Source organism: Curtobacterium sp. Curtsp22 (assembly GCF_059492135.1).
In genome coordinates, this window is the sequence record NZ_CP168519.1 from 2,449,837 (window position 1) to 2,472,879 (window position 23,043).

Annotated in this window: 30 protein-coding genes; 13 read left to right on the forward strand and 17 right to left on the reverse strand. The window is 72.0% G+C overall.

Going from position 1 to position 23,043, the window contains the following annotated elements; genetic code table 11:
- Positions 1–977 precede the first annotated feature (977 nt).
- The 3 genes from ACEN8D_RS11805 to ACEN8D_RS11815 form a co-directional block, all read right to left on the reverse strand.
- On the reverse strand, positions 978–1,508 hold the full coding sequence (locus ACEN8D_RS11805; protein WP_413398038.1) for a hypothetical protein: 531 nt from the start codon (positions 1,506–1,508) through the stop codon (positions 978–980).
- A gap of 308 nt (positions 1,509–1,816) precedes the next feature.
- Positions 1,817–2,134, reverse strand: coding sequence for a hypothetical protein (locus ACEN8D_RS11810; RefSeq protein WP_413398037.1), 318 nt, complete (start codon positions 2,132–2,134; stop codon positions 1,817–1,819).
- Between the two features lie 49 nt (positions 2,135–2,183).
- On the reverse strand, positions 2,184–2,603 hold the full coding sequence (locus ACEN8D_RS11815) for an NUDIX domain-containing protein (protein ID WP_413398036.1): 420 nt from the start codon (positions 2,601–2,603) through the stop codon (positions 2,184–2,186).
- 82 nt (positions 2,604–2,685) lie between these two features.
- Here ACEN8D_RS11815 and ACEN8D_RS11820 point away from each other — a divergent pair, with 82 nt between their 5' ends.
- Positions 2,686–3,051 (forward strand): alpha/beta fold hydrolase family protein, encoded by a 366-nt coding sequence (locus ACEN8D_RS11820; protein WP_413398035.1) that lies wholly within the window; start codon positions 2,686–2,688, stop codon positions 3,049–3,051.
- 54 nt (positions 3,052–3,105) lie between these two features.
- Positions 3,106–3,588 (forward strand): alpha/beta hydrolase family protein, encoded by a 483-nt coding sequence (locus ACEN8D_RS11825; protein ID WP_413398034.1) that lies wholly within the window; start codon positions 3,106–3,108, stop codon positions 3,586–3,588.
- A gap of 39 nt (positions 3,589–3,627) precedes the next feature.
- Here the strand turns inward: ACEN8D_RS11825 and ACEN8D_RS11830 are convergent, their stop codons facing one another.
- From ACEN8D_RS11830 to ACEN8D_RS11860, 7 genes are all read right to left on the reverse strand, one after another.
- The gene (locus ACEN8D_RS11830; protein ID WP_413398033.1) at positions 3,628–4,083 is read right to left on the reverse strand and encodes an anthrone oxygenase family protein; all 456 of its coding nucleotides are present in this window, start codon (positions 4,081–4,083) and stop codon (positions 3,628–3,630) included.
- A gap of 75 nt (positions 4,084–4,158) precedes the next feature.
- A complete protein-coding gene (locus ACEN8D_RS11835) occupies positions 4,159–4,941 on the reverse strand; it encodes a hypothetical protein (RefSeq protein ID WP_413398032.1) in 783 nt (260 codons plus the stop codon).
- Positions 4,938–5,474, reverse strand: coding sequence for an RNA polymerase sigma factor (locus ACEN8D_RS11840; RefSeq protein ID WP_495601019.1), 537 nt, complete (start codon positions 5,472–5,474; stop codon positions 4,938–4,940). Before ACEN8D_RS11840 ends, ACEN8D_RS11835 begins: the two co-directional genes overlap by 4 nt.
- A 393-nt stretch (positions 5,475–5,867) precedes the next feature.
- A complete protein-coding gene (locus ACEN8D_RS11845) occupies positions 5,868–6,827 on the reverse strand; it encodes an NAD-dependent epimerase/dehydratase family protein (RefSeq protein WP_413461392.1) in 960 nt (319 codons plus the stop codon).
- Positions 6,828–6,835: 8 nt separating this feature from the next.
- On the reverse strand, positions 6,836–7,813 hold the full coding sequence (locus tag ACEN8D_RS11850; RefSeq protein WP_413399292.1) for an alpha/beta hydrolase: 978 nt from the start codon (positions 7,811–7,813) through the stop codon (positions 6,836–6,838).
- A 133-nt stretch (positions 7,814–7,946) separates the two neighbouring features.
- Positions 7,947–8,915 (reverse strand): hypothetical protein, encoded by a 969-nt coding sequence (locus ACEN8D_RS11855; RefSeq protein ID WP_413399291.1) that lies wholly within the window; start codon positions 8,913–8,915, stop codon positions 7,947–7,949.
- Positions 8,912–10,462, reverse strand: a complete 1,551-nt coding sequence (locus ACEN8D_RS11860; RefSeq protein WP_413399290.1) for an MFS transporter — start codon at positions 10,460–10,462, stop codon at positions 8,912–8,914. Before ACEN8D_RS11860 ends, ACEN8D_RS11855 begins: the two co-directional genes overlap by 4 nt.
- A 112-nt stretch (positions 10,463–10,574) precedes the next feature.
- Between ACEN8D_RS11860 and ACEN8D_RS11865 the strand changes: the two genes are divergently transcribed.
- Positions 10,575–11,006 (forward strand): bleomycin resistance protein, encoded by a 432-nt coding sequence (locus tag ACEN8D_RS11865; protein ID WP_413399289.1) that lies wholly within the window; start codon positions 10,575–10,577, stop codon positions 11,004–11,006.
- Positions 11,007–11,012: 6 nt separating this feature from the next.
- Here ACEN8D_RS11865 and ACEN8D_RS11870 read toward each other — a convergent pair whose 3' ends face one another.
- Positions 11,013–11,462, reverse strand: coding sequence for a MarR family winged helix-turn-helix transcriptional regulator (locus ACEN8D_RS11870; protein WP_413399288.1), 450 nt, complete (start codon positions 11,460–11,462; stop codon positions 11,013–11,015).
- Positions 11,463–11,522: 60 nt separating this feature from the next.
- Between ACEN8D_RS11870 and ACEN8D_RS11875 the strand changes: the two genes are divergently transcribed.
- Both ACEN8D_RS11875 and ACEN8D_RS11880 read left to right on the forward strand, forming a co-directional pair.
- Complete coding sequence (locus ACEN8D_RS11875) at positions 11,523–11,891, forward strand: VOC family protein (protein ID WP_070417517.1); 369 nt, start codon at positions 11,523–11,525, stop codon at positions 11,889–11,891.
- A gap of 40 nt (positions 11,892–11,931) precedes the next feature.
- On the forward strand, positions 11,932–12,171 hold the full coding sequence (locus ACEN8D_RS11880) for a hypothetical protein (RefSeq protein ID WP_070417518.1): 240 nt from the start codon (positions 11,932–11,934) through the stop codon (positions 12,169–12,171).
- Between the two features lie 19 nt (positions 12,172–12,190).
- Here ACEN8D_RS11880 and ACEN8D_RS11885 read toward each other — a convergent pair whose 3' ends face one another.
- Positions 12,191–12,811 carry a copper resistance CopC family protein gene (locus tag ACEN8D_RS11885; protein ID WP_413461393.1) on the reverse strand — a complete coding sequence of 207 codons (621 nt, stop codon included), beginning with the start codon at positions 12,809–12,811 and terminating at the stop codon, positions 12,191–12,193.
- Between the two features lie 82 nt (positions 12,812–12,893).
- On the opposite strand from ACEN8D_RS11885, the gene ACEN8D_RS11890 reads away from it, so the two are divergent.
- Both ACEN8D_RS11890 and ACEN8D_RS11895 read left to right on the forward strand, forming a co-directional pair.
- Positions 12,894–13,424 (forward strand): P-loop nucleotide/nucleoside kinase family protein, encoded by a 531-nt coding sequence (locus ACEN8D_RS11890; protein ID WP_413400122.1) that lies wholly within the window; start codon positions 12,894–12,896, stop codon positions 13,422–13,424.
- Complete coding sequence (locus tag ACEN8D_RS11895) at positions 13,421–14,368, forward strand: AraC family transcriptional regulator (RefSeq protein ID WP_413400121.1); 948 nt, start codon at positions 13,421–13,423, stop codon at positions 14,366–14,368. The genes ACEN8D_RS11890 and ACEN8D_RS11895 overlap by 4 nt, the downstream gene beginning before the upstream one ends.
- A 35-nt stretch (positions 14,369–14,403) precedes the next feature.
- Here the strand turns inward: ACEN8D_RS11895 and ACEN8D_RS11900 are convergent, their stop codons facing one another.
- Positions 14,404–14,790, reverse strand: a complete 387-nt coding sequence (locus tag ACEN8D_RS11900; RefSeq protein WP_070417522.1) for a MerR family transcriptional regulator — start codon at positions 14,788–14,790, stop codon at positions 14,404–14,406.
- A gap of 86 nt (positions 14,791–14,876) precedes the next feature.
- On the opposite strand from ACEN8D_RS11900, the gene ACEN8D_RS11905 reads away from it, so the two are divergent.
- From ACEN8D_RS11905 to ACEN8D_RS11915, 3 genes are all read left to right on the forward strand, one after another.
- Positions 14,877–15,578 carry an SDR family oxidoreductase gene (locus ACEN8D_RS11905; RefSeq protein WP_309777568.1) on the forward strand — a complete coding sequence of 234 codons (702 nt, stop codon included), beginning with the start codon at positions 14,877–14,879 and terminating at the stop codon, positions 15,576–15,578.
- Positions 15,579–15,779: 201 nt separating this feature from the next.
- The gene (locus ACEN8D_RS11910; protein WP_309777567.1) at positions 15,780–16,310 is read left to right on the forward strand and encodes a hypothetical protein; all 531 of its coding nucleotides are present in this window, start codon (positions 15,780–15,782) and stop codon (positions 16,308–16,310) included.
- Complete coding sequence (locus ACEN8D_RS11915; protein WP_413399557.1) at positions 16,307–16,870, forward strand: DUF6611 family protein; 564 nt, start codon at positions 16,307–16,309, stop codon at positions 16,868–16,870. Before ACEN8D_RS11910 ends, ACEN8D_RS11915 begins: the two co-directional genes overlap by 4 nt.
- On the opposite strand, the gene ACEN8D_RS11920 is transcribed toward ACEN8D_RS11915, so the two are convergent.
- From ACEN8D_RS11920 to ACEN8D_RS11930, 3 genes are read right to left on the reverse strand one after another with little or no spacing between them, the layout of a single operon-like run.
- Positions 16,818–17,522 (reverse strand): alpha/beta hydrolase, encoded by a 705-nt coding sequence (locus tag ACEN8D_RS11920; protein WP_413399556.1) that lies wholly within the window; start codon positions 17,520–17,522, stop codon positions 16,818–16,820. The two genes, ACEN8D_RS11915 and ACEN8D_RS11920, sit on opposite strands and share 53 nt — an antisense overlap.
- Positions 17,519–18,262 carry an SDR family NAD(P)-dependent oxidoreductase gene (locus tag ACEN8D_RS11925; RefSeq protein WP_413399555.1) on the reverse strand — a complete coding sequence of 248 codons (744 nt, stop codon included), beginning with the start codon at positions 18,260–18,262 and terminating at the stop codon, positions 17,519–17,521. Before ACEN8D_RS11925 ends, ACEN8D_RS11920 begins: the two co-directional genes overlap by 4 nt.
- 45 nt (positions 18,263–18,307) lie before the next feature.
- Positions 18,308–18,955, reverse strand: coding sequence for an SDR family oxidoreductase (locus tag ACEN8D_RS11930; protein WP_309887326.1), 648 nt, complete (start codon positions 18,953–18,955; stop codon positions 18,308–18,310).
- Between the two features lie 70 nt (positions 18,956–19,025).
- Here ACEN8D_RS11930 and ACEN8D_RS11935 point away from each other — a divergent pair, with 70 nt between their 5' ends.
- The 3 genes from ACEN8D_RS11935 to ACEN8D_RS11945 all read left to right on the forward strand — a co-directional run bounded on the left by ACEN8D_RS11935 (position 19,026) and on the right by ACEN8D_RS11945 (position 21,757).
- Positions 19,026–19,514 (forward strand): DUF4126 family protein, encoded by a 489-nt coding sequence (locus tag ACEN8D_RS11935; RefSeq protein ID WP_070417531.1) that lies wholly within the window; start codon positions 19,026–19,028, stop codon positions 19,512–19,514.
- Entirely contained in the window at positions 19,511–20,683 is a 1,173-nt protein-coding gene (locus ACEN8D_RS11940; RefSeq protein WP_413461394.1) for an FAD-dependent monooxygenase, read from the forward strand. Before ACEN8D_RS11935 ends, ACEN8D_RS11940 begins: the two co-directional genes overlap by 4 nt.
- Positions 20,684–20,785: 102 nt before the next feature.
- Positions 20,786–21,757, forward strand: a complete 972-nt coding sequence (locus tag ACEN8D_RS11945) for an NAD-dependent epimerase/dehydratase family protein (RefSeq protein WP_413399392.1) — start codon at positions 20,786–20,788, stop codon at positions 21,755–21,757.
- A gap of 108 nt (positions 21,758–21,865) precedes the next feature.
- On the opposite strand, the gene ACEN8D_RS11950 is transcribed toward ACEN8D_RS11945, so the two are convergent.
- On the reverse strand, positions 21,866–23,038 hold the full coding sequence (locus ACEN8D_RS11950) for an MFS transporter (protein ID WP_071294342.1): 1,173 nt from the start codon (positions 23,036–23,038) through the stop codon (positions 21,866–21,868).
- Between the last annotated feature and the right edge of the window lie 5 nt (positions 23,039–23,043).

Sequence of the window (23,043 nt, forward strand, 5' to 3'; positions counted from 1 at the left end):
CCTCGCCGTACGGAGACCGCCGTCCAGCGCCGCCCAACAAGGGTCAGGCTGCGCCATGGCGTGGCTTCGCACTGAGTCTGCTCGTCATCGCACTCGTCTTGTTCCTCGGCGCGGCCGTCGCGGTCGTAGTCGCAGTTGCCCGAATATGGATAACGCTCTCGCAAGATACGGGCCTGGACATTGCCGTAGGGCTGATCATCATCGTGTTCGTGGCGTTGGTCCTCTCTGGCTACGCCACAGCGACCGCAGCCAATAGAAGGCGTCACAACTGACGCTTAGCGGATCGCGCTGGTCGGACTGATTACGCCGAGCACGCCGCCGTAGCCGGTGACTCAACGAACCACCGGGCCCGGGTGGCTCAGCCCGGTAGGACGTCACCACTCGAACGCTACCGGCGCAGCATGACGTTCGGTAGCCGATCGCTCAGCGAGCGACTAGAGGCTGATGAACTCCGTCGCCCACGCGACGATCACGCCCACGCCGGCGAACACTGCCACAAGGGCTCCGACGATGACCGTGAACTGCTGGTCCTTGTTCACCCCCATGCTCGGAGCATATGAGATCCGCCCGCTGCAGCGGTCCTTGGCCGTCTCGATGGCCGATCGACGATTGAGACCCCGCGGACAACAGGTTCGTGAAGTAGAACCCAAGCCGTCTCCCTGTGCTGATTGGACGATCGCGCCGTCGAGTAGCTGCGCGAACCCACCCTCGCTCAGGGCCGCTGCGAAGACCTGAATTCGAAAGGGGACACTTCTCGTGCAACCGACGACAAGGACGCGCCCCTATGAGAGGGGCTGCCTACGGTGCTCCTATGACTGCTTCGACTGCCGTGTTCTAGGTCATCCCCGCCGTGCTCGGTCTTCTCGTCGCGGCGGCGGATGGGTTGGCGGTGCTTCGCGGGTGGGGAAGCCGTCGGAGGCGGAAGACCTGGTGAAGCCCGGCCCCTATAGCCGGGGCCGGGCTCGGTGGGGCTGCAGTCAGCGTGGGGTGGAGATCGCCCATCCGCCGGTGTTCTGGTCGTTGCCGTAGATGCCGGCGGGACTGCTTTCGACGGTCATGAGGTAGGCGCCGCTGAGTCCGCGGGGGCCAGCACCCTTGCTGTCCGCGGAGCCGGTCCAGGTGACTTGAGTGCTGGCTCCGGAGGCGAGTGCTCCAAGTTGGCAGGTGGCGATGTGCTTTTTGACGTCGACGCTGCAGTGGGACTTGTTGCCGGCGGTGGCTTTGAGGTTGATGTAGCCGCCGTTGGTGGGCGCTTTCGGCTGGACCGGCAGTTGGTAGTACCAGCGGAGGGTCGAGGTTTTCGCTGCGACTCGGCCTTTGTTGGTGACTGTGAACGTGTACTTGATGGGGGCTTTGTCGTACACGTCGGTGGTACCGGTCCAGCTGAGCCGGAGGTTCGTGCCTGGGGTGGTTGAGGCGTTCGCGGGGCTGGAAACACCGACGAGTCCGATACTGAGGGCAGCCGCTGACGCGACTGCTGCGGCGCGTCGAAGAGTGGCGTTGGTCATGCCTTGGAACGTACTTGGGAAGCGCTCTGCTTTGACAGGTTGATGTCCCCCGGGCCTGCCGATTGGTGCACCGACATCGACTCCACCATCGACGCGTACCGCGAGTACACCACCGCTGGCCTCTCCTGCCTCACCGGCTCACCGGCTCACCGGCTCACCGGCTCACCGGCTCACCGGCCCACCGGCCCACCGGCCCACCGGGATGCGGGTCGCTCCGGACGCCGTCAATACCCGATCGGCTATCGGGCACGCTCGACTGCGCCGCAAATGGCCGAGTGCTAGTTGCGCCCCCGGCCAACTGCGAGGCGTCACCGCAACAGCGACTGCACCGCGTTCCACAGATCGAACTGCTTACCGCCCGCGAAGAGCGCGCCGGCTTTCTTGTACCGGTAGTTGGTCGCGCCAGGCATGCCTGCGCTGAGCAATCGAACACTGCCGACGAGGTGACCATCATCGGCGCTCGTTACCTTCCAATCCGAAGGAGATCCGACCGGTGGGCCTTCGCAGGTAACGACATAACGGTGTCCCGTGTCGGTCTCAACTTCGAACTGCTGTACGTGGTCGAGGTCGGCGTCACGATCTTGAGTTCGGCCGTGCACCGTCACCGATATCATGTTCGCTTGCACTGCTCGAGCTTCCTCGCTCTTCGAGGCCGGTGACCAGGTAGGGATCGCCTCACGAGACGGATCGGGGCGGCTGTTGCGCGCTCAAGACGAGGTGTACTGCCTGTCGCGCTTCGTCAGGAACAAGCCGTTCCTCGTCGAGTGACGTTGCGGCGATCCAGCTCGGGTCGTACTCGTTACCGGCCGACGCACGGCGCAGCTCAGGCCCTCCGAGCGCCACCTCCGTGGAGGTCACTCGCACCGCAAAGTAGGCGGCGGGCACGTCGCGGTCCACGGGAACGTCGAGCAGATCGCCCACGTCCCCTTCGAGCCCGGTCTCTTCGAGGAGTTCACGGAAGCAGGCGTCGCGCAGGTTCTCGCCCTCTTCGACGCCGCCTCCGGGGAGCACGCAGTAGCTCCGACCGTCCTTGCGTCTTTTGATCACCAGCACCTGCTCATCGAGCACGACGACTGCGGCTGACCGAATACGCATGATCTCAGTTCACCATCCACCGCCTCGATCCGGCAGGCGTCACGACGTCCGATCGGCCTCTGAGCGCTGGTAGCGTCCAGAGATGGCGCAAGCGATCGGGGGTTCGGCTCGCTCGAAGGTCCGCGAGCTGCTCGCGATCCCGGCGCCGGAGTCGATCCACCCGACGGCGGTCCGCCGTTTGCTGCTCCGCCACGAGGTCTCAGTCCGGAGCGAGCGCATCGAGCTCGACACCCCCGACGGCGACACGATCCCGTGCCTCCTCCTCACGCCGGACGATCCCGCCGGCGCGGACGTCATCGCCGTTCACCAACACTCGGGGGCGTTCACGGTCGGCAAGAGCGAGCCGGCGGGGCTGACGGGCGACCCGGCACTCGCCTACGGTGCAGCGCTCGCGAGTGCCGGAGCGCGGGTGATCCTGCCGGACCTCGTCGGGTTCGAGGAGCGATGACGCGACTGGACCGACGACCCCGCCGCGGACGAACGGCTCGACGCATTGTTCCGGGTGTCGAACGGCAGCAGTCTGCAGGCGAAGCACACGCGCGACATCGCAACGGTGACGAGCTGGATGCAGGCCACGGGTGCGGTCGGCACCGACCTCGAGATCATCGGGCACTCGCTCGGCGGTCAGGTTGCGCTGTTCTCCCTCGCTGTCGACCCCCGCCTGACGCGGGGCGTCGTGAGCTGCGGCATCGGGACGCTGGCCTCGTTCGAGTCGGAACGCATTCGCCACAACTCCGCGTGGTTCGTCCCGGGGCTCACCGCGACCGGCGACGTTCCGCTCGTCGCCTCCGCCGTCGATCAGCCGGTCTTCGTCGCCGCCGGACGCGACGACGGCCTCTTCCCGCTCCACGGCGTGCAGCAGGTCCTCGAAGCGTTCCGCCCAGGCATCCTGACCGCCGAGGTGTTCAACGGCGGACACGCGATGCCGGCGCACGTCTTGGACGCAGCCGTCCGGCATCTGCTCCGAGAGCGGAACGCAGACTGACCTCCTCGCCCGTCCGGTCGTCGATCGACCGGCCCTCCGTCACGCCCCGATCTGCACGGCCCCGATCGCGGACAGCACGAACGCCAAGATCGCCGCGCTCGACCGGACCACGTCGATCCGCTCCCACCGCACCACGACCCGCTTCCAGTCCGCCGGCGGGTCGAGCGGATCCCAGTCGTTGACCCCGATGTTGATCGGGACCGTGCCGAGGAACGACGCCAGGACGAACACCCCGAGCGCCGCAGCGGCTGCCACTCGCCATCCGAGCCCGTCGCCCGCGCCGGCGACGACCAGGACCGCGACCGTGGCGAGCACGGCCGGCACCATCAGCATCGGTACGACGACCTTGAGTGACTTGACGAGCGCGATCCGCGTGCGGAGGTGGGCATCGTCCGGCAGGGAGGCCATCGCCGGTTGGACGCCCCACCGCACGATGAACTCCTCGCCGGCGAGGAGACCGACGAGGACGAGCTGCACGACCAGGATCACGTTCACGGACCACAGCCTCGTCCGTGCCGCTCACGCCACGCTCACACGGTGCTGACGCGCCCGCCGACACCGCGGCGCGACTCACCGGTCCGGACCAGGATCGGGTTCGGTGGTCTGGACCGACTCCAGATCATCGATGAGCCCACGGTCGAGCGGCACCTCGTCCACCCCGACGACGACCTCGGCGTGCCCGATCACCGTGGTGCCGTCGGACTCGTACACGTCCACGGTCGCGGTCTTCTCGGCCGCGGACCACTGGTCCCAGCGCGCCCACCCCCACCGGCCGTTGTCCGCCCTGGCCGGCACGAGGTCCGGGTGACCGGACGCGTTCTCCACGCCGTAGGTCTGACCGTTCGCGTTCACGCTCCACTCTGAGGTCACAGCGCTCGCGTACTGCACGGTCGCCCTCCACTTCGTACCCGGGGACGCGTCGATGCTGAACGTGGTCGTTCCCGAGGCAGGAAGCCGTCCGTCCACGACGTGGATCCTTCCGAGGTCCCGACAGCTCGTCCCGGACTCCCCGCTCCGCGTCGGGACCTGCACCATGCCGGTGGTGTTCAGGCAGGTGAGGTCCACGATGACGGCTCCGGCGCCCGCGGGTGCATCGCCCATCTCGATCCGAGCGGGTCCGGTGTGCGTCGCGGTGGTCGACGCGCCGAGTGCCGCGGTGGCGGTGGAGCCCGGAAGGCCGGTGGCGAGGAGCGCAGCGGCGCTCGTCGTGACGGCGACCGCCGCGACCGCTACGAGGGAGGCGGTGACGCGGGCCCGGCGCTGCTGTCGTTGCAGACGGCTCCCCCGCGTGCCGATCGCCGCGAGCTCCGAACGGATCGAGGTCGCTGCTCCGGGGTGCATGTCGAGGCTCATGAGGAGGTACCTTCCGTGGCGGTGCGGATGTTCGGACGAAGGTCGCGGAGCTCGTCCTGCAGGCGTTTCCGCATGCGGTGCAGACGGACACGCGCCGCAGGTGGCTTGAGACCCAGCGCCTGCGCGGCTTGCCAGACCGGGACGTCCTCGACGCCGGTCAAGATCAGCAGCGCCGCGTCGATCGGGCTGAGGCCCCGCACAGATGCGCGCAGCCGATCGCGCGTCTCCACGTCCGCCGCGTCGACCGGCGGCGAGGACGCTTCGTCGCGCGGGAGGCTGGCGATGAGCGTGCGGTACCGGATCGCCGCGCGTCGATGGTTGCGCGCGAGGTTCACGGTCGTCACGAGCAGCCAGGGCACGACGGAGCCGGCGACAAGCGTGACGCTCCGACGCTTCCGCCAGAGCTCGTAGAACGCAGCTGCGGTGATGTCCTCGGCGTCGTGGATGCTCTCAGTCAGGCTCACCGCTCGCCGGTACACGCGCGGCCGATGGCGATCGAAGAGCGCGGCGAACGCGGTCCCGTCGTTGCCCAACGCGTCGGTCCAGAGCGGACCGTCGTCCTGTTCGTTCGTCACAACCAGGAGTGTCCAGTCACCCTCGAAGCGTTACACATCGACTGCGCGACGCGACCAGTGACGGACGGGAGGCGCGGTGCGGGCTGGCACCGCGCCTCCCGTCCGCCGTCTGGTCACCGTCAGGGCGCGGCCGGACGCGAACAGTGATCCGCCTGGATGACCAGGAGCTCCCCCGGACCGTCCCGTCCGCAGGACGGACGGAGAGCGCCGTCCAGCACCCGCCGGAAGCGCACGCCTTCTGCTCGTCGACCACCGTGCTCTCGGCAGGCAGCCGGACCGAGTCGGCCGAGGGCACGTCCCCTTCGGTCGCGAAAACGGTCAGGGGTGGTCGGACGGCGCCGGAGCGAGACGTCAGCGCACCGCTGCGAGCACCGCCGCCTCCTCGGCCGCCCCGAGCCCCGCCCGCCGCGGCCGCTCCACCCCACGCGCCCGCTCGTCGTCGAGCACCCCGGCGAGGGTCTCCGCCAGCGGACGACTCCGACCCCCGGCATCGCGGAACGCCCGCGCAGACCGGTGCATCAGCGCCGCATCGGAGTGCGGAAGCCACAGCGGCAGCGACCTCGGCCCCGCCCAGTACCGCACGCCGTGGTCGAGCAGGACGTCGTCCTCGACCTCGACGAGCTCGCCGTCGAACCCCGTGGCGTTGACGACCAGGCGGAAGAAGTCCCGCATCAGCACGATCTCGCCGACGGCGTTCACGACCCCGGTGCGGCCGGTCCGCCCCGCACGTCCGACCCACCCTGCGAGGTCCGCGACGTCGATGACCTGCACGGAACGCCCTTCCGACGTGGGGACCAGCACCGGCCCGGGTCGGTTGAGTCGGGCGGGCCAGTACCCGAACCGGTCGCTCGGGTCGCCCGGGCCGACGATGAGGCCGGGTCGGGCGACGAGGAGCCGCGACCCGAGTCGGTCGGCGCTGCTCCGCTCGGCGGCGACCTTGGCGTCCGCGTACTGCGTCAGGTCGACGGGTTCGACGACCTCGGCGGTCTCGTCCGCGCCCGGTTCGTCGTTCCGGGCGTAGACCGAGGTGGTCGAGACGAGCGTCCAGTGCGCGGCGGAGTCTGCGAGCGCGTCGAGCGCGGGACGGACGAGCTCCGGATCGGACGAGAGCTCGACCACCTCGTCCCAGGCGCCACGCACGGGTTCGTAGGCGCCGTCCGCGCGACGATCGGTGCGGACGAGTCGGGCGCCGTCCGGGACGTCACCCGTCGCACCGCGAGCGAGGCAGGTGACCTCGACGCCGTCCTCGAGGAGGTCCCGGACGATCGCACGTCCGAGCCATCCGGTCCCACCCAGCACCAGTGCCCGCATGGACCCATTCAACCGTGGTCGACACCGAGCGTCCGGCTCGTCCACCCGGCCAGCGCGGCGGTCGCCGTCCTCGAGATCGTGGCGTCGGGGAGCATGCTCGTGAAGCCGTGGAAGGCTCCCGGCCACACGTGGAGCTCGGCGTCGACGCCCGCTGCCCAGAGTCCGCTCGCGAAGGCCACGGTCTCGTCGCGGAAGACCTCGGCGCTGCCGCAGTCGATGTAGGTGCGCGGGAGTCCGGCGAGGTCCGTCGCCCGCGCGGGAGCGGCGTACACGGACACGTCGTCGGTGGCGCGTCGGCTGCCGAGGTAGGCGTCCCAGCCGAACCGGGTCAGCTGGCGGTCGGCGACGCCGACACCGTCGATCTGCACGGTGGAGACGGTCTCGTCGCGGTCGTCGAGCATCGGCGACACGAGGATCTGGGCCAGCAGCGACGGCCCGCGTCGGTCGCGGGCGAGCAGGGCCGTGCCCGCTGCGAGGCCGCCGCCGGCGCTCTGCCCGGCGATGACGATGCGGTCCGGGTCGATGCCGAGCTCCTCGGCGTGCTCGGACACCCACACGAGCCCGGCGTAGCAGTCCTCGACCGGGAACGGGTCCGGGTACTCGGGCGCGAGGCGGTAGTCCACGCTGACGAGTACGACGTCGTGGACCAGCAGCCAGTCGTCGTAGGAGTCGAGGTTCCCGAGGTGGTGGCCGAACACCATGCCGCCTCCGTGGATCGTGTAGACCCCCGTGGTCGCTCCGGTGCGACCGATGCGCTGGATCACCGCGAGGTCGATCGGGTCGCCGCGGTGACCGGGGACGGTGATGCGTCGACGCTCGTACCCGCGGGCGTGCAGCCGTGCATCGAGTTCGGCCTCGGTGACGTCGAGCTGCCGCATGTGCGGCAACACCTCCGGCGTGATGGTGACGGGACCGCGCGCTGCGAGGGCGTCGAGGAACGGCACGAGTTCGGGGTCGAACGGCGGGCGGGTGGTGACTTCGGACACGGGTGCACTCCTTCGATGAAGAAGTGGCGACCCCCGTGAGCCGCGTGTGCGTGCCCGGCAGCCGATGGGGCGCGGGCCTTTTCCCTCTGCGCCCGACGATAGCGCATCCCCGACGGGTGCCCACCCACGCCGATCAGGTCGGTCGGTGCTGCTCCGCGTACCGACGCGCACGACCGATCCGCCGGACCGAGAGGGGGATCGCCCAGGCGAGCACGACGACCATCGCGACCAGGAAGACCACGGGCAGCAGCCCCAGGTCGCCGCGGACCGCGGACGACACGAACTGGAACGCGATGGCGACGTACAGCAGGCCCGTGAACACCAGCTGGAACTGCAGGGCGAGCGGGACGATCCGGGCGTACCGGACCGCTCCCGCGCGGTCGGCCTCGTCGAGGGGGAGCTCCTTGCCCCGCAGCACCACCTTCGCGTACCGCTGCAGGCGGCCGAGGTCCCGCCCACCGCTGTCGCGGAGCGCGCGGTTCAGCGGGAGCGCCACGACGATCGCGGCCATCGCCGTCGCGGTGAAGGTCAACTGGCCCCCGAGCAGGACGACCTGGAGGAGCGCGCCGCCCCGGTCCGAGAAGGCCGCAAGGAGCGTCACCCCGATCGTGCAGACCACCGCGGCGATGACGAAGGTCGTCACGATCGAGCGCACCCCGCGTCGGACCACCTCGACGCCGGGGACGTCCTCGCCGTGGTCGGTGATGGGCGCCTCGGTGCGCCGGAACAGCGCTCCGAGCGGGCGGGCGACGGCGAGGAGCACCCCGGCCCCGACGACGAGCAGCACCGGCACCCAGAGGGGCGCCTGCGCCGACAGCGCCGTCAGCACGAAGACCACGGCGGCCACGACGTCGACGGCGGCGACGACCGCCGAGACCCGGAACAGGGAGCGCTGGCTCTCGGGGGACGAGCGGTGGTCGTAGTAGCCGGCCAAGGCCCCGACGAGGACCGGTCCCATGACGACGAGCGGCGTGCAGACGGCCGCGGCGACGAGCCACCCGTGCGCCGCGCTCCCGAGCTCGAGCGCCACGAGCAGCCCGCCGCCGAGGGACAGCGCCGTCGCGACGACGATCGTGGCGATGTACAGCAGGACCCGGATCACACCGTCGCCTCGGTCCCCCGGATCCGCCCGACGACGACGTCGACGATCCCCGCCAGCAACGCCGCCGCGACGAACCCGAGCGCCACGCCCAGTCCGAGCGGCAACCCCTGCGCGTAGTCGCCCTTCGAGCTCGCGAGCGCCGAGTAGAAGACGCTGCCGACGGCGGCGATCCCGATCGCGGACCCGACGCGCGCACCGACCTGGATGAGCCCACCGGCCGAGCCGCCCTGCTCCACCGGCACCTCGGACAGCGTGAGCGTCTGGTTCGGCGAGATCGTCAGGCCGGAGCCGACACCGGCGACGAGGAGCGGCACGACGAGCCACCACCCGAGGTCGGACCGGTAGTGGTTCGCGACGACCCAGATGACCCCTCCGAGACCGATCAGGACCAGCACGGTCCCGACGACGATGAGCTGCCGGCCGAACCGCGAGACGACGCGACCGCCGATGGTCGACGCGACCCCGGACCCGATCGCGAACGGCACGGACGACAGGCCGGCGAGCAGCGCGGAGTACCCGAGGCCGGACTGCAGGGCCAGCGTCAGGACGAAGAACAGCGGCGTGAACCCGGCGAAGTACAGCGTCGCGAGCCCGACACCGAGCGAGAACGACCGGCGGCGGAACAGCCCGAGGTCGATGACGGGCTCCTTCGACCGCGCGTACCGCCGCTCCCACAGGACGAACAGCGCGCCGAGCACGACGGCGGCGACCACGAGCCACCACTTCGCCGTGCCCTTCCACTCCTGCGACTGCACGAACGGCAGCAGCAGGGCGACCACCGCGGCGCCGAGCAGGACGATCCCGACCGGGTCGAAGTCGTGCTTCCGGCCGCGTTCCGCCCGGCTCGCCGCCGGCAGGTAGCGGAAGGCCAGGAGGATCGTGACGAGTCCCACGGGCAGGTTCACGAAGAAGACGAACCGCCAGCCGTTCTCGGTGCCGAAGGCCGTGATGAGCAGACCACCGACGAGGGGGCCGATCGCCGTGGCGATTCCGACCGTGGCGCCGAACAGCCCGAAGGCGGTGCCGCGCTCCTTCCCGCGGAACAGCTGCTGGATGAGCGCCGTCACCTGGGGCGTGAGCAGACCACCGGCGAGGCCCTGCACCAGCCGAGCGACGACCAGCACGATCCCGTTCGGGGCGAAGCCGCAGAGCGCGCTCGCGAGGGTGAACAGGCCGACCCCGATGACGAACATGCGCCGGCGGCCGGAGGCGTCGCCCAGTCGACCGCCGGGGACGAGCAGGAGCCCGAACGACAGTGCGTAGCCGGACAGGATCCACTGCACGGCCTCCGGGGTGGCCCCGGGGAGTCCGGAGGAGATCGACTGCAGTGCGACGTTGACGATCGACACGTCGAGCAGGACGATGCCGCCGCCGAGCAGGCAGATGACGAGGGCCTTCCACCGGTTCGGGTCCGGCTGGTCGCCGGATCCGGCGTCGGAGTGCTCGGATCGCTCGGGGGGCGCGGCGGTGGCCGCGTGGTGCGCATCGTGGTGCGCGACGGTGGGAGCCGCGTCGGGCTCGGCGGGGAGTCGGTGTTCGGGTGCCATGACGCTCTCACGCTAGGCCGCGGATACGGCGCAGGTCCGGCGAGCACGGATCTTGTCCACACCTTCAGGAGGCGCGGTGCGGGTCCGGTACGCCGGCTGGCAGCATGGCCTGGTGACGACCGATCCGGAACCCGCCCTCGTCCCCGAGCTCCTCGTCGCCGACCTGGACGCGAGCATCGGCTTCTGGTCCGGCCTGTGCGGGTTCACCGTGGCCTATGCGCGTCCCGAGGAGCGGTTCGCCTACCTGACGCTCGGGTCGGCGCACGTCATGCTCGAGCAGGCCGGGGTCGGTCGGAACTGGCTCACCGGGCCGCTCGATCGACCACTCGGCCGCGGGATCAACCTGCAGATCGGTGTCCCGGACGCGGACGTCGTCGCGGCGTCACTCCGTGCCGGCGGTGTGGAGCTCTTCATGCCGGCGGAGACGCGCTGGTACCGCGTGGGCGACGAGGAAGCCGGGGTGCGGCAGTTCCTGGTGACCGATCCCGACGGGTACCTGCTGCGCTTCCAGTCGTCCACGGGGCGTCGACCGGTCGCGCCCTGACGCGACTCACGCGTCGTCGCGCAGCGACCGCACCATGCTCCGCAGTGCCCGGAGTGCCGCGCCCTGCTCGTCGGCCGACATCCCGCTGAGCATCCGGACCTCGACGCCGCGGACGGCTGCCGAGGCCTCGGCGAGACGCTCCCGCCCGAGCGTGGTGAGCTGGACCGGCAGCGCCTTGCCCACCGGTGCCTCCGACGCGCGCGACACCGATCCGTCCCGCTCGAGCGCCTGCAGCAGGACGTTCATCGACTGCCGCGTCACGAACGCCCCGCGAGCGAGGTCGGAGTTCGACGCCCCCGGGCGCTGCGCGAGCAGCTCGAGGCACGAGTAGTGCGTGACGGTCATGCCGAGCGGGCGGAGGACCGACTCCATCGCGGTGCGGAGCGCGCTCGCGGCCTCCTTGAGCAGGTACCCGAGGGACGTGTCCAGGTCGATGCCGTGTCCGTCTTGACGCATGTCAGTAGTCTGACATAGGTTCGTCCGTGTCAGATAACTGACACCAACGAAGGAGACCCCATGCCCGTCACCGGCCCCGACTTCATCTCGCTGCAGACCCGCGACCTCGATGCGTCGCAGGCGTTCTACGAGCAGTACCTCGGCCTCGTCCGGTCGCAGGCGGGTCCGCCGCACGCGGTCGTCTTCGAGACCACGCCGATCGCGTTCGCCCTGCGCGACCTCGTGCCCGGCACCGACCTCGACGCCGTGGCGCAGCCGGGGATCGGCGCGGCGATCTGGCTGCACGCGACCGACGTCCAGGCGATCCACGACGCCTTGGTCGCCGACGGCCACCGGATCGTGTCCGCGCCGATCGACGGCCCGTTCGGTCGGACCTTCACCTTCGCCGACCCGGACGGGTACCAGGTGACGCTGCACGACCGCGCCTGACGCCCTGGCACGGGCGGACCGGACGGTCTACGGTGTCGCCATGAGCGACGACGCCGGGGACGAGCAGCTGTGGCGGTCGATCGTCGGGCGGCCGGCGCTCTGGATGGCCGTGGCGTGGACCGCCCTGGGCGTGGTGTGGCTCGTGTTCGCCGCGGTCGAGGGCGGCGACGACGCGTGGCGGTGGATCATCGGTGCGGTCTGGATCGCACTCGGCGTCGGCCGGATCGCCGTCGCGGTCTGGGACCGGCGGCACCACCGTGGGCGGTACGCCGGGCGCTGAGGCGGCGGCGCGGCTCGTGTCAGTCGTCGTCGGGGGTGGTCCGGCGACGGGCGACCAGCAGGACGGCGACGAGCGCGGCGGCGACCACGACCGCGATCCCGCCGAGGACCCACGGCGTCGCCCCGGGCCCGGACGACCCGGCCGTGGCGCTGGTCGCACCGGCACCGGCACCGGCACCGGCCCCGGCTGTGGCGCTCGGCGTCGAGATGCCCGCGCTCGGGCTCTGCGACGGTCCTGTCGCCGTCGGAGTCGGGGCCGGTGCTCCGGTCGACGTGAACCGGTAGCTCCCCGAGATCGGGTGTCCGTCCACCGAGACGCTCCGCCAGGTCACCGTGTACGACCCGGCAGCCGTGAGGTCGGCCGCCGTGCGCAGCGTGCTGCCGTCGACGTCGACACTCCCCGCGCCGACCTCGGCGCCGTCCGGGCCGGTCACGCTGACGACGATCCCGGACTCGAGCCCGGCCAGCGGCGGCTCCGAGAACGTGAGGGCGACCTGGTCGAGGTCACCCCCGACCGTCGCGTCCGCAGCGGGTGCGGTCGAGGCGAGGACGTCGTGGGCGGATGCGGGGGCCGCCGTGACGAGGACGAACGCCAGGGCGACGGCCGACGCGGCGGTGGCGAGCAGGGCACGGAAGGGCACGGTCCATTGTCGCCGATCCTGACCGGACGCACAGGACCGTGCCGTACTGCCCTCGCACGCCGGCATGCGCTACGGTCCGATCATGATCGTCTGGATCAACGGGACGCACGGCGTCGGCAAGACGACCACCAGCAGGCTGGTGCAGCCGCTCCTGCCGGACGCTCGCGTGCTCGATCCGGAGAAGGTCGGCGAGACCCTCATGGACGTCCGGCCCCCGCTGCCCGAGTCCGGCGACTTCCAGCACTGGGACCCCTGGCGACCGCTCGTCGTCGAGACCGCGCGGCAGGTCCTGGCCTTCGCGGGCGGCACGCTCGTGATGCCGCAGACGGTCCTCGTCGAGCGGTACTGGCGGGAGATCGCGGACGGGTTCGCGGCGCACGGGATCCCGGTCCGGCACTTCGTGCTGCACGCGGAGGAGGACACGCTGCGGGACCGGATCCAGAACGACGCCGTGATGGGGCCGTCCACGTTCCGGTACAGCCGCGTCGAGCCGTACGCCGAGGCGGCACGTACCTGGCTGCACGCCGCGGCCGAGGTCGTCGACACGACGGACACCCCGCCCGAGCAGGTGGCACGGGACATCGCCGACGCGGTGCTGCAGGTCACACGGTGAGCGCCTTCGTGCAGCGGTCGCAGTGGTCGGTCGTGACGTCGGAACCGGCGGACGCGGCGGAGCTCGTCACGCGCATCCCCGACGTCCGACGGGCCACGGTCGAGGGTGCGCCCTCCGGGTTCTCGTTCGAGGAACGGCGACGTGGCTCCGAGCTGCTGTCGCTCGTGTCGATGGCGAGCACCGGCGTCGTCGAGGGAACGGTCGAGGCCGAGTCCGCGATGGTCCTCTTCTGGCTGAAGTCCGGCAGCGGTGCGGTCGACGGCGACGGGGTGCGCACCGGCCGTCCGGTCCTGTTCCGCCACGACCCGCAGCAGGTCCGGTGGGACGGGTTCCACCTCGACCTCATCCGCATCGACAGGACCACGGTGGAGCAGGTCGCTGCCGAACGCGGCGCCTGGCAGCCGGGGCCGATCGAGTTCCAGCCGCACCACATCCCCGAGGGGCCGACGCTCGCCGCCTGGTGGTTGATGGTGCGCGCGGTGGCTGCCGACGTGCTGCGCGGTCCGGAGGAGGTCACCGAGGAGCACGAGCGCGAACTGACCCGCTTCGCCGCGGGCGGCCTGCTCACGGCGATCCCGCACTGGCCGGTCGGGCAGGACCAGCCCCGCACGGCAGCGGCGGCACGGTTCGCCCGGGCCGAGGCGTACCTGCTCGAGCACGCGACCGAGCAGATCACCATCGAGGACGTCGCGGCGGCCGCGGGGCTGAGCATCCGCGGGCTGCAGGACGCGTTCCGGCGCCACCACGGCATCACGCCGACCACCTACCTCCGGCGCATCCGACTGCTGCTCGCCCGTGAGGGCCTGGAGTCCGGGGACGACCGGAGCGTCGGGGACGTGGCGCGGGACTCGGGCTTCGCGCACCTCGGACGGTTCGCCGGCAGCTACCGCGACGAGTTCGGGGTGCTGCCGCGGGAGACCTGGCAGGCCGCGCGCCGCCGCTGATCCGCGCGCCGCCGCTGAACGGCGCGCCGCGCCGGTCAGGCCGCCAGCGGCTGGTCCCGCAGCGCCGGGCAGTGCTCCGGCGTCGGGTGCTCGGTGATCGCGATGACCTCGTCGAGCCGGTCCCGAGCGGCCTCGAGCTCGGCGAGCTGCGCCGTGATCCGGTCCCGCTCGGCGACGAGGAGCGCGAACGACTCCGGCGTCGCCACCCCCGCGTCCACGCAGGGCAGCAGCTGCACGATGGTGCGGCTCGGCAGCCCGGCGGCGAAGAGCTGCTGGATGAGCTGGACCCGCTCGACGGCGGGCACGGCGTAGGAGCGCTGGCCGCTCGCCGTCCGTCCGGCCGGCAGCAGGCCCTGCTCCTCGTAGTACCGGAGCGACCGCACGCTCACGCCGGTCGCCGCAGCGAGGTCTCCGATGCGCACGATCTCCTCCTTGCACCTGACATCGATGTGAGGTCTTAGCGTAGCCGAGCCGCTGCGGGAGGTGCCCGCTCGGCAGGAGGAACACCATGGACATCGCTGGATCGGTCGCACTCGTCACGGGCTCGAACCGGGGCATCGGACGACGGTTCGTGCAGCAGCTGCTCGAGCGCGGCGCCGCCAAGGTCTACGCCACGGCCCGGCGCCCCGAACTGGTCGACATCGAGGGGGTCGAGGTGCTCCCGCTCGACATCACCGACCAGGCGTCCGTCGCGGCGGCAGCGGCGGTGGCGTCCGACGTGACCCTGCTCGTCAACAACGCCGGCATCACCACGCAGGGCTCGCTGCTCACGGACGACCTGACCGACGTGCGGCGTGAGATGGACACGCACTTCTGGGGCAACCTCGGGATGGTCCGGTCGTTCGCGCCGGTGATCGAACGCAACGGCGGGGGCGCGATCGTGAACGTCCTGTCGGCGCTGTCCTGGTTCGCGTACCCGGGCTCGGGCGGGTACGCCGCCGCCAAGGCCGCCGAGTGGAACATGACGAACGCCGTCCGCCTCGAGCTGACCGGCCGGGGCATCAGCGTCCAGGGGCTGCACCTCGGAGCCGCCGACACCGACATGATGGCCGGGTACGAGGGGCCGAAGGTCGACCCGGCCGAGGTCGCGCGCCTCTCCCTCGACGGTGTGGAGCGGGGCGCGGCGGAGGTCGTCGTGGACGACTGGAGCGCCGGGGTCAAGGCGTCGCTCGCCGAGGCGCCCGAGCGGTTCTACGCGCAGTTCGCGTGATGCGGCCAGCGTGACCAAGAGACGGACGGGAGGGACGGTGCGGACCCGCACCGCGCCTCCCGTCCGCCGCTCCGCACGGTCCGCGCGCTCGTCGCGTCCTCCGCGCTCGCCGCGTCAGGACCGCGCACGGGATCGGACCGACGGCGTCAGCGATCCGTCAGGACACTGTCCGCACGGCCGCCCCCGCCGGATCGTGGAGTGGTGACCCTGACCGCGATCCTCCCGACGCTCCGCGCGTCCCTCCCCGACCCCGTGGACCAGACCCTCTGGCCCGCCCACACCGAACCCACGACCGGCGACGTCCTGGTCGCCGCCGTGTCGATGGTCCGGCTGGCCGAACTCGCCGGCACCCCGTGCGTGCACACCGCCGAGCAGGCACCGCCCCGCTACCGACCCCGCACGTGGACGCCGGGCGAGGTGAGCGTCGCGGTGGCGTCGGTGCTGCGCGTGCGGCGCCCCCGGACCGGTGTCGTCCTGCTCGAACTCGACGCGGTGCTCCCCCGGTTCGCCGTCCTCGACCAGGTGCGGCTCATCGGCCGGGTGAGCACGGCGCCCCCGACCGGGACGTACGTCCTCACCCCGTGCGCCGGCGCGGAGGACGGTCCCTTCCACCGGCTCCCGGCCCCGTTGCCCGCGGACGTCCGCGAGGGCGACCTGCTCTGCTTCCCCTGCGTGGCCGCGATCCGGCACCGCGACGTCGTGGTGCCGGTCCGCGCCGAGGTCGTCCGGTGAGCGCCGTCTCCGACCTGCGCGCACGCGTGGTCGACGGCCCGCACGTGTGGGGTCGGTACTCCGTGCGCCCCGTCGACCGGACGATGTGGAGCACGAGGACCCTCGTCGTCTACCCGCCTGGTACGACCCGCCGCGAGCGTGCGGTGCTCCGTGCGTGGTCGGCGTGGCCGGCCGTGGGGGCACTGCTGGCGATCGCCGTGATGGCCGCGCTCGCTCCCCGCGCCGCCCTCGGGACCGTCGCCGCCGTCGGGGTGTACGCGTGCGGTTTCCTGGTGCTCGGGCGGGCCGCTCGCCGACTCCGTCCCGGGGTCCGGACGCTGACGGTGACGACCTTCCACGGCACCGGGCGACCCGAGGTGCACGGGGACGTCCGGTTGCTCGGCGCCTCGCTCGACGCGTTGACCGTGCCGGAGCGGGCCCTCCGTGCCGGTGCGATCCGACCGGTGGACTTCGAGTCGATCTGGGCCGACGTCTGGGACGACCTGCCGAGCGGCCCGCGGTCCCGGGTCAGTCGCGCAGGAACGCCTCGACCTGCCGGGCCACGAGGTCCGGTCGGGTGATGAACGGGTGGTGCCCCGTCGGGAGTTCGACCGACCGGGTGGCCCGCGCCGCGTGCTCCCGCTGGAGTGCGACGGTCGTCGAGCGGTCCTCGGCGCACACCACCGCGGTGGAGTCCACGCCGGCCCACCCCTCGGCGCTCGTCGGGGTGCCGAACGCCCGGACGTCCTGCGAGGTGACCCGGTCCCACGCCGCCCGCCGCGTCGCGGCGTCGGCGTCCTGCAGGAACCGGGCGCCGAACGACCGCTCGTCGTACCCGTCGACGACGATCCGCCCGTCGGCGTCCGGACGCACCGCGACGGGGTCCGGCTCGCCGGACATGATCGACCCCTGCGACGCCCCGACGGGCGGCAGGTAGCTCGACACGAGCAGCAGGTGTCGGACCGCGGGGTGCGGGCCCGCCTCGGCGATCACGGTCCCGCCGTAGGAGTGTCCGACGACGATGGCGTCGGGGACCTCGTCGAGGGCGCGGCGCAGTGCGGCGGCGTCCTCCTGCAGGCCGCCGCCGGCGTCGGTCTCGCCGCACGACGGCAGGGCCACGGCGCGGCTGACGATCCCGGTCCGTTCGCGCAGCAGGTCGCCGGTCGGAGCCCACCACCAGTCCGCGTCACGGACGAGGGCGCCGTGCACGAAGAGGACCGTCGGGCTCGTCACTCCATCACCATCGCGGACATGCGCGTCATCAGGCCGCGGGGGACGAAGCGGTGCGCACTCGCCAGCACGGCGTTGCGCGCGCCGGAGACGACCGTGGGTCCGCCGGCACGGGCGAACGCCCGCAGACCGACGCGTGCGACCTCCTCCGCCGACTGCCGACCGCCCTCGAGGAACGACCCGCCGCCCGCGGCGTCGAAGAAGCCCGTCGCGGTCGGGCCGGGGCACAGGGCGAGCACCCGGACGCCCTGCCCGCGCGTCTCCTGCCAGAGGGCCTCGGTGAAGGACAGGACGAACGCCTTCGTCGCGCCGTAGAGCGCCATGTGCGGGGTGGGCTGGAACGCCGCGGTCGAGGCCACGGTCATCACGCCGCCGACGCCGCGGGCGAGCATGCCGGGCAGGAACGCCCGCGTCAGCCGGACCAGCGCGGTCTCGTTGAGCGCGATCTGCTGCACGATGCCGTCCTCGGGCTGCTCGGCGAAGGTGCCGTGCCACCCGACCCCGGCGTTCGCGATCAGGACGTCGACGCGGGTGCCGTCGAGCGCCGTGATCACCTCGTCGACGCCGTCGGCCGTGGCCAGGTCGGCCGGGAGCACCCGCACGCGCACACCGTGGCGCGCGTGGATGCCCGAGGCGACGGTGTCGAGCTTGTCGGCCGACCGGGCGACCAGGAAGAGGTCGGCGCCACCCGCGGCGAGGCCCTCCGCCAGCGACTCGCCGATGCCGCCGCTCGCACCGGTCACGAGGGCCAGTCGGCCCCGGAACGGTTCGGGGTTCCGCGCCACCGCTCAGCCCGCCGTGCGGAGGAAGTCGGCGATCGGGGTGGAGCCGGTGTTGAACCGGATCGTCCGGCCGATCGTCTCGTCGCCCTCGACCGAGTCGGCCACCACGTGCGCGACGTCGCCGCGCGGGACCTGCGTCGAGGAGCCGTCCCAGTCGACCGAACCCGTGGGCTCGTCGTCGGTGAGGGTGCTCGGCGCGACGACCGTCCAGCGGAGCCCCGAGTCGCGGAGCACGGCGTCGGCGATCATCTTCGACTGCGCGTACGCGAAGAAGTCGTCGTCCTGCGGCACCCCGTGGTCGAGGAGCGAGCCGGACCAGGAGACCATGACGTAGCGGTCGACACCGGCCTTCGCGGCACCCTGCACGGACAGGATCGCCGCGTCGCGGTCGATCGCCCAGGTGCGGTCCGCCGATCCGCCGCCGGCACCGGCCGACCAGACCACGGCGTCGTGTCCGTGGATGAGCTCGGCGAAGTCGGTGAGGGTCTGCTGCTGGATGTCGGCGACGTGCGGCTGCCCGCCGTGGGCGCGGATCTCGTCGGCCTGGTCGGGGTCGCGGATGACCGAGGTGACGGTGTGGCCGCGGTCGGTGAGGATGCGGGTGGCGAGGAGTGCGACCTTGCCGTGGCCGCCGAGGACGATGACGTTGCTCATGGGCCGGACGGTACTCGTGGTGGCTCAGCGCTCCGGGAGTAGCGTCCGAACCGACACGACAGGAGCACCGATGAGCACGAAGAACGAGCAGCACACCCTGGTCCGCACCCTGGTCCTGGGCATCCTCAGCGGCGGCCGGAGCGCCACCCCGCTCGCCGTCATGGCACTGAACCACGACCGCTCCTCACTGAAGGGCTCGTGGCAGGACTGGAAGGTCTTCAGCACGCCCCTCGGCCGTGGCGTCCTCGTCGCATCGGCCGTCGGCGAGCTCATCGGCGACAAGCTGCCGGGGACGCCGAACCGGATCTCCCCCGCGGGCCTCGCCGGGCGCGTGGCGTCCGGAGCGCTCGTCGGGGCCGCGCTCGGCACGACGGGCAGGCGCGACCTGCGCATCGAGGGCGCGATCCTCGGTGGCGTCGGCGCGATCGTTGGCAGCTTCGTCGGCTGGGGTGCGCGCAAGCTCGTCGGCGCCACGACCCGCCTCCCCGACCCGGTCGTCGCGCTCGCCGAGGACGCCGCGACCATCGCCGGCTCCGTCAAGGTGATCACCACCTCGTGACGGCACCGCGTCGAGCCCTCGTCACCGGCGGCAGCATCGCCGGGCTCTCCGCCGCCTACTGGTTGGACCGGACCGGCTGGGACGTCACCGTCCTCGAGCGCTCGGCGGGCTTCCGCACCGGTGGCCAGAACGTCGACGTCCGGGGCGTCGCCCGCGAGGTCCTCGACCGCATGGGGCTGACCGAGGCGATCCGCTCGGCCAACACGGGCGAGACCGGCACGGTGATCGTCGACGAGCAGGGGGGCACCATCGTCCGGCTGCCCGACGACGACTCCGGTGAGGGGGCGACGGCGGAGCTCGAGGTCCTGCGCGGCGACTTCGCGGACGCGATCCGGCAGGCGCTGCCGGACCGCGTGCGCCTCGTCTTCGACGACGCCGTGGTCGCGGTGGACGAGGACGGCTCGGACGGACGACCCGTCACCGTCCGCACCCGGAGCGGCGCGACGCTCCAGGCCGAGCTCCTCGTCGTCGCCGAGGGTGTCCGCTCGAGCACACGCGACCTGCTCTTCACCGTCGAGCCCCGGCGGCTCGGCATCACGATGGAGTTCGGGACGATCCCACGGATCCCGTCCGACGACGACACCTGGCGCTGGTACAACGCCGTCGAGGGTCGACAGGTGCACCTGCGGCCCGACAACCACGGCACGACGAGGGCGATGCTCGCGTACACGAACGACGACGGCGAAGTCCCCGACCGGCGCGACCGCTACGCCGGCGCCGGATGGCAGACCGATCGTGTGCTCGACGGGTTCGAGCAGTCGGACGACGTCTACGTCGACGACCTCACGCAGATCCACGCCCCGACCTGGCACCGGGGTTCCGTCGTGCTGCTCGGCGACGCGGCCTGGTGCGTGACACCGATGGGCGGCGGCGGGAGTTCGCTGGCGCTCACCGGCGGGTACGTCCTCGCTGCGTCCCTCGCCGACGAGTCCGACACCACCGCGGCACTCGGGGCCTTCGAGGCGTGGATGCGGCCGCTCGTCGACCGGATCCAGACCATGCCGTCCGGGATCAAGCACTTCGCGTACCCGCAGACGAAGCTCGGTCTCGCGGCGCAGCGCGCCGCGCACCACGTCCTGACCTCGCGCCCGGTGGCGCCCCTGATGGCGCGACTGACGCACACGGCGGACTCGGACCAGCCGCTCCCGGCCCTGGAGCCGACCCGCTGACGGACGGGAGGCGCGGTGCCAGCCCGCACCGTCCCTCCCGTCTGTCACAGGGGTTCCGTCCGGGCCTGCCACGCCCAGTCGCGTGCGCCTAGCGTGACCGGCATGCGCATCGTCGTCATCGGAGCCACCGGCCACATCGGCACGTTCCTCGTCCCCCGTCTCGTCCGCGCCGGTCACGGCGTCGTGACCGTCACCCGCGGCAGCAGCACCCCGTACGCCGACTCCCCCGAGTGGCAGCAGGTCGAACGGGTCACCGCCGACCGCGAGCAGGAGGACCGCGACGGTACGTTCGGCGACCGGATCGCCGCACTCCGCGCCGACGCCGTCGTCGACCTTCTCTGCTTCACGCCGTCGTCCGCCGAGGCCCTCGTCACGGCCCTCCGCGGCAGCGGCACCCACCTCGTGCACTGCGGGTCGATCTGGCGTGCCGGGGTCTCCCACGTGCTGCCCGTCACCGAGGAGAACGCGACCGAGCCGTTCGGCGACTACGGCGTGCAGAAGGACGCGATCGCGCGGATGCTCAAGCGTGAAACTGCCAACGGGGGTTTGGTGACGACCTCGTTGCACCCCGGTCACATCAGCGGACCGGGGTGGATGCCCATCGGTCCGCTCGGCAACCTCGACCCCACGGTGTGGACGAAGCTGTCCGCCGGCGAGCCCGTCGAGGTCCCCGGCCTCGGTGCCGAGACGATGGCGCACGTGCACGCCGACGACGTCGCACAGGCCTTCCAGCTCGCGGTCGAGCACCGGGACGCCGCGGCCGGCGAGGACTTCTTCGTCACGGCTCCGACGGCGCTCACGGCACGCGGGTACGCGCACCTGGTCGCGTCGTGGTTCGGCCAGGAGGCGCGGCTCGAGCCCGTCTCGTGGGACCGGTTCCGCGAGACCACGGTTCCGGAGCACGCCGGTGCGAGCTGGGAGCACCTGTCGCGCAGCCAGGTGTTCAGCACCGAGAAGCCGCGGAGGCTGCTCGGCTACGAGCCCGCCTGGACGGCCGAGGCGACGGTCCTCGACGCGTTCCGCTGGTTGGTGGAGCACGGCGAAGTGGACGTCGCGGGCCCCCTCGTCGTCTGAAGTGGTGCCCGTGCGGGCCGCGAGACTCGGCTGGGCGGACATCTCCGCGGCGTCGCGGCCCGGGTTCTGTCCGCCCAGCCGAGTCTCGGCACCGGCAAGGGCGCAGGGTCAGGCGCGGGCGGTGACCACCAGCCCGCGGCGGCGGTGGACCGCCCAGACCGTCAGGGCGAACCCGACGAGGACCGCTCCGCCCACGGTGACAGCGGTCCACCCGCCGGCGTTCCACAGCACCGAGGCGAGTGCCGAGCCGATCGCCCCGCCGATGAAGTTCGCGGTGACGAACGCGGTGTTGAGTCGGCTGCGCGCCGCCGGGTCGATCGCGAAGAGCCGGGTCTGGTTGAGGACGTTCGTCGCCTGCACACCGACGTCCAGCAGGACGACCGCGACGAGGACGACCACGATCGACCGCGCTCCGAGGCCCGCGACCACGAGCGAGACGAGCACGACGGCGATCGCCGCACCGGTCACCGGCACGGAGACCCCGCGGTCGTGCAGCCGACCGACCCGCTGCGCGGCGACCGCCCCGGCGAGCCCGGCCAGACCGACGAGCCCGATCGCGCTCGTGGAGTACCCGAACGGCTCGGCGCTGAGCAGGAACGTCAGCGCGGTCCAGAACATCGTGAAGACGGCGAACATCGCGGAGCTGATGACGAGGGTCACCCGCACGGCCCGGTGCGCGGCGACGGCACGGAACACCGAGGCGATGAGCGTGGGGTACCGCACCCGATCGCGCCGGTCGAGCTCGGGGATCGCCCGCCGGAGCAGCACGGCGAACAGCAGGGCCGCGACGGCGGCGACCACGTAGATCGCGCGCCAGCCGAACGCGTCCGCGACGAGCCCGCTGACCGTCCGCGACACGAGGATGCCGGTGAGGACCCCGGAGGCGATCGTGCCCACGACCCGCCCGCGGGACGAGGGATCGGCGAGGTCCCCGGCCAGCGGGATGAGCAGCTGCCCGGCGACGGTGGTGAGGCCGACGAGCGCGAGCGCCACCAGCAGCACGGCGAACGACGGGGCCACGGCGGCGAACAGCAGCGCGACCGCGGATGCGACGAGCACCCCGGGGATCAGGCGTCGTCGGTCGAGCACGTCGCCGAGCGGCACCACGAGGAGGATGCCCAGCGCGTACCCGACCTGGGTGAGCGTGACGAGCAGCCCGGCGACCGCGGCGGACGTCCCGAGCGAGGACGCGATGTCGTCGAGGAGCGGCTGCGCCCAGTAGAGGTTGCCGACGGCCGCGCCCCCGGCGACCGCGAACAGCAGTGTGCGGGCAGGCGTCATCCCCG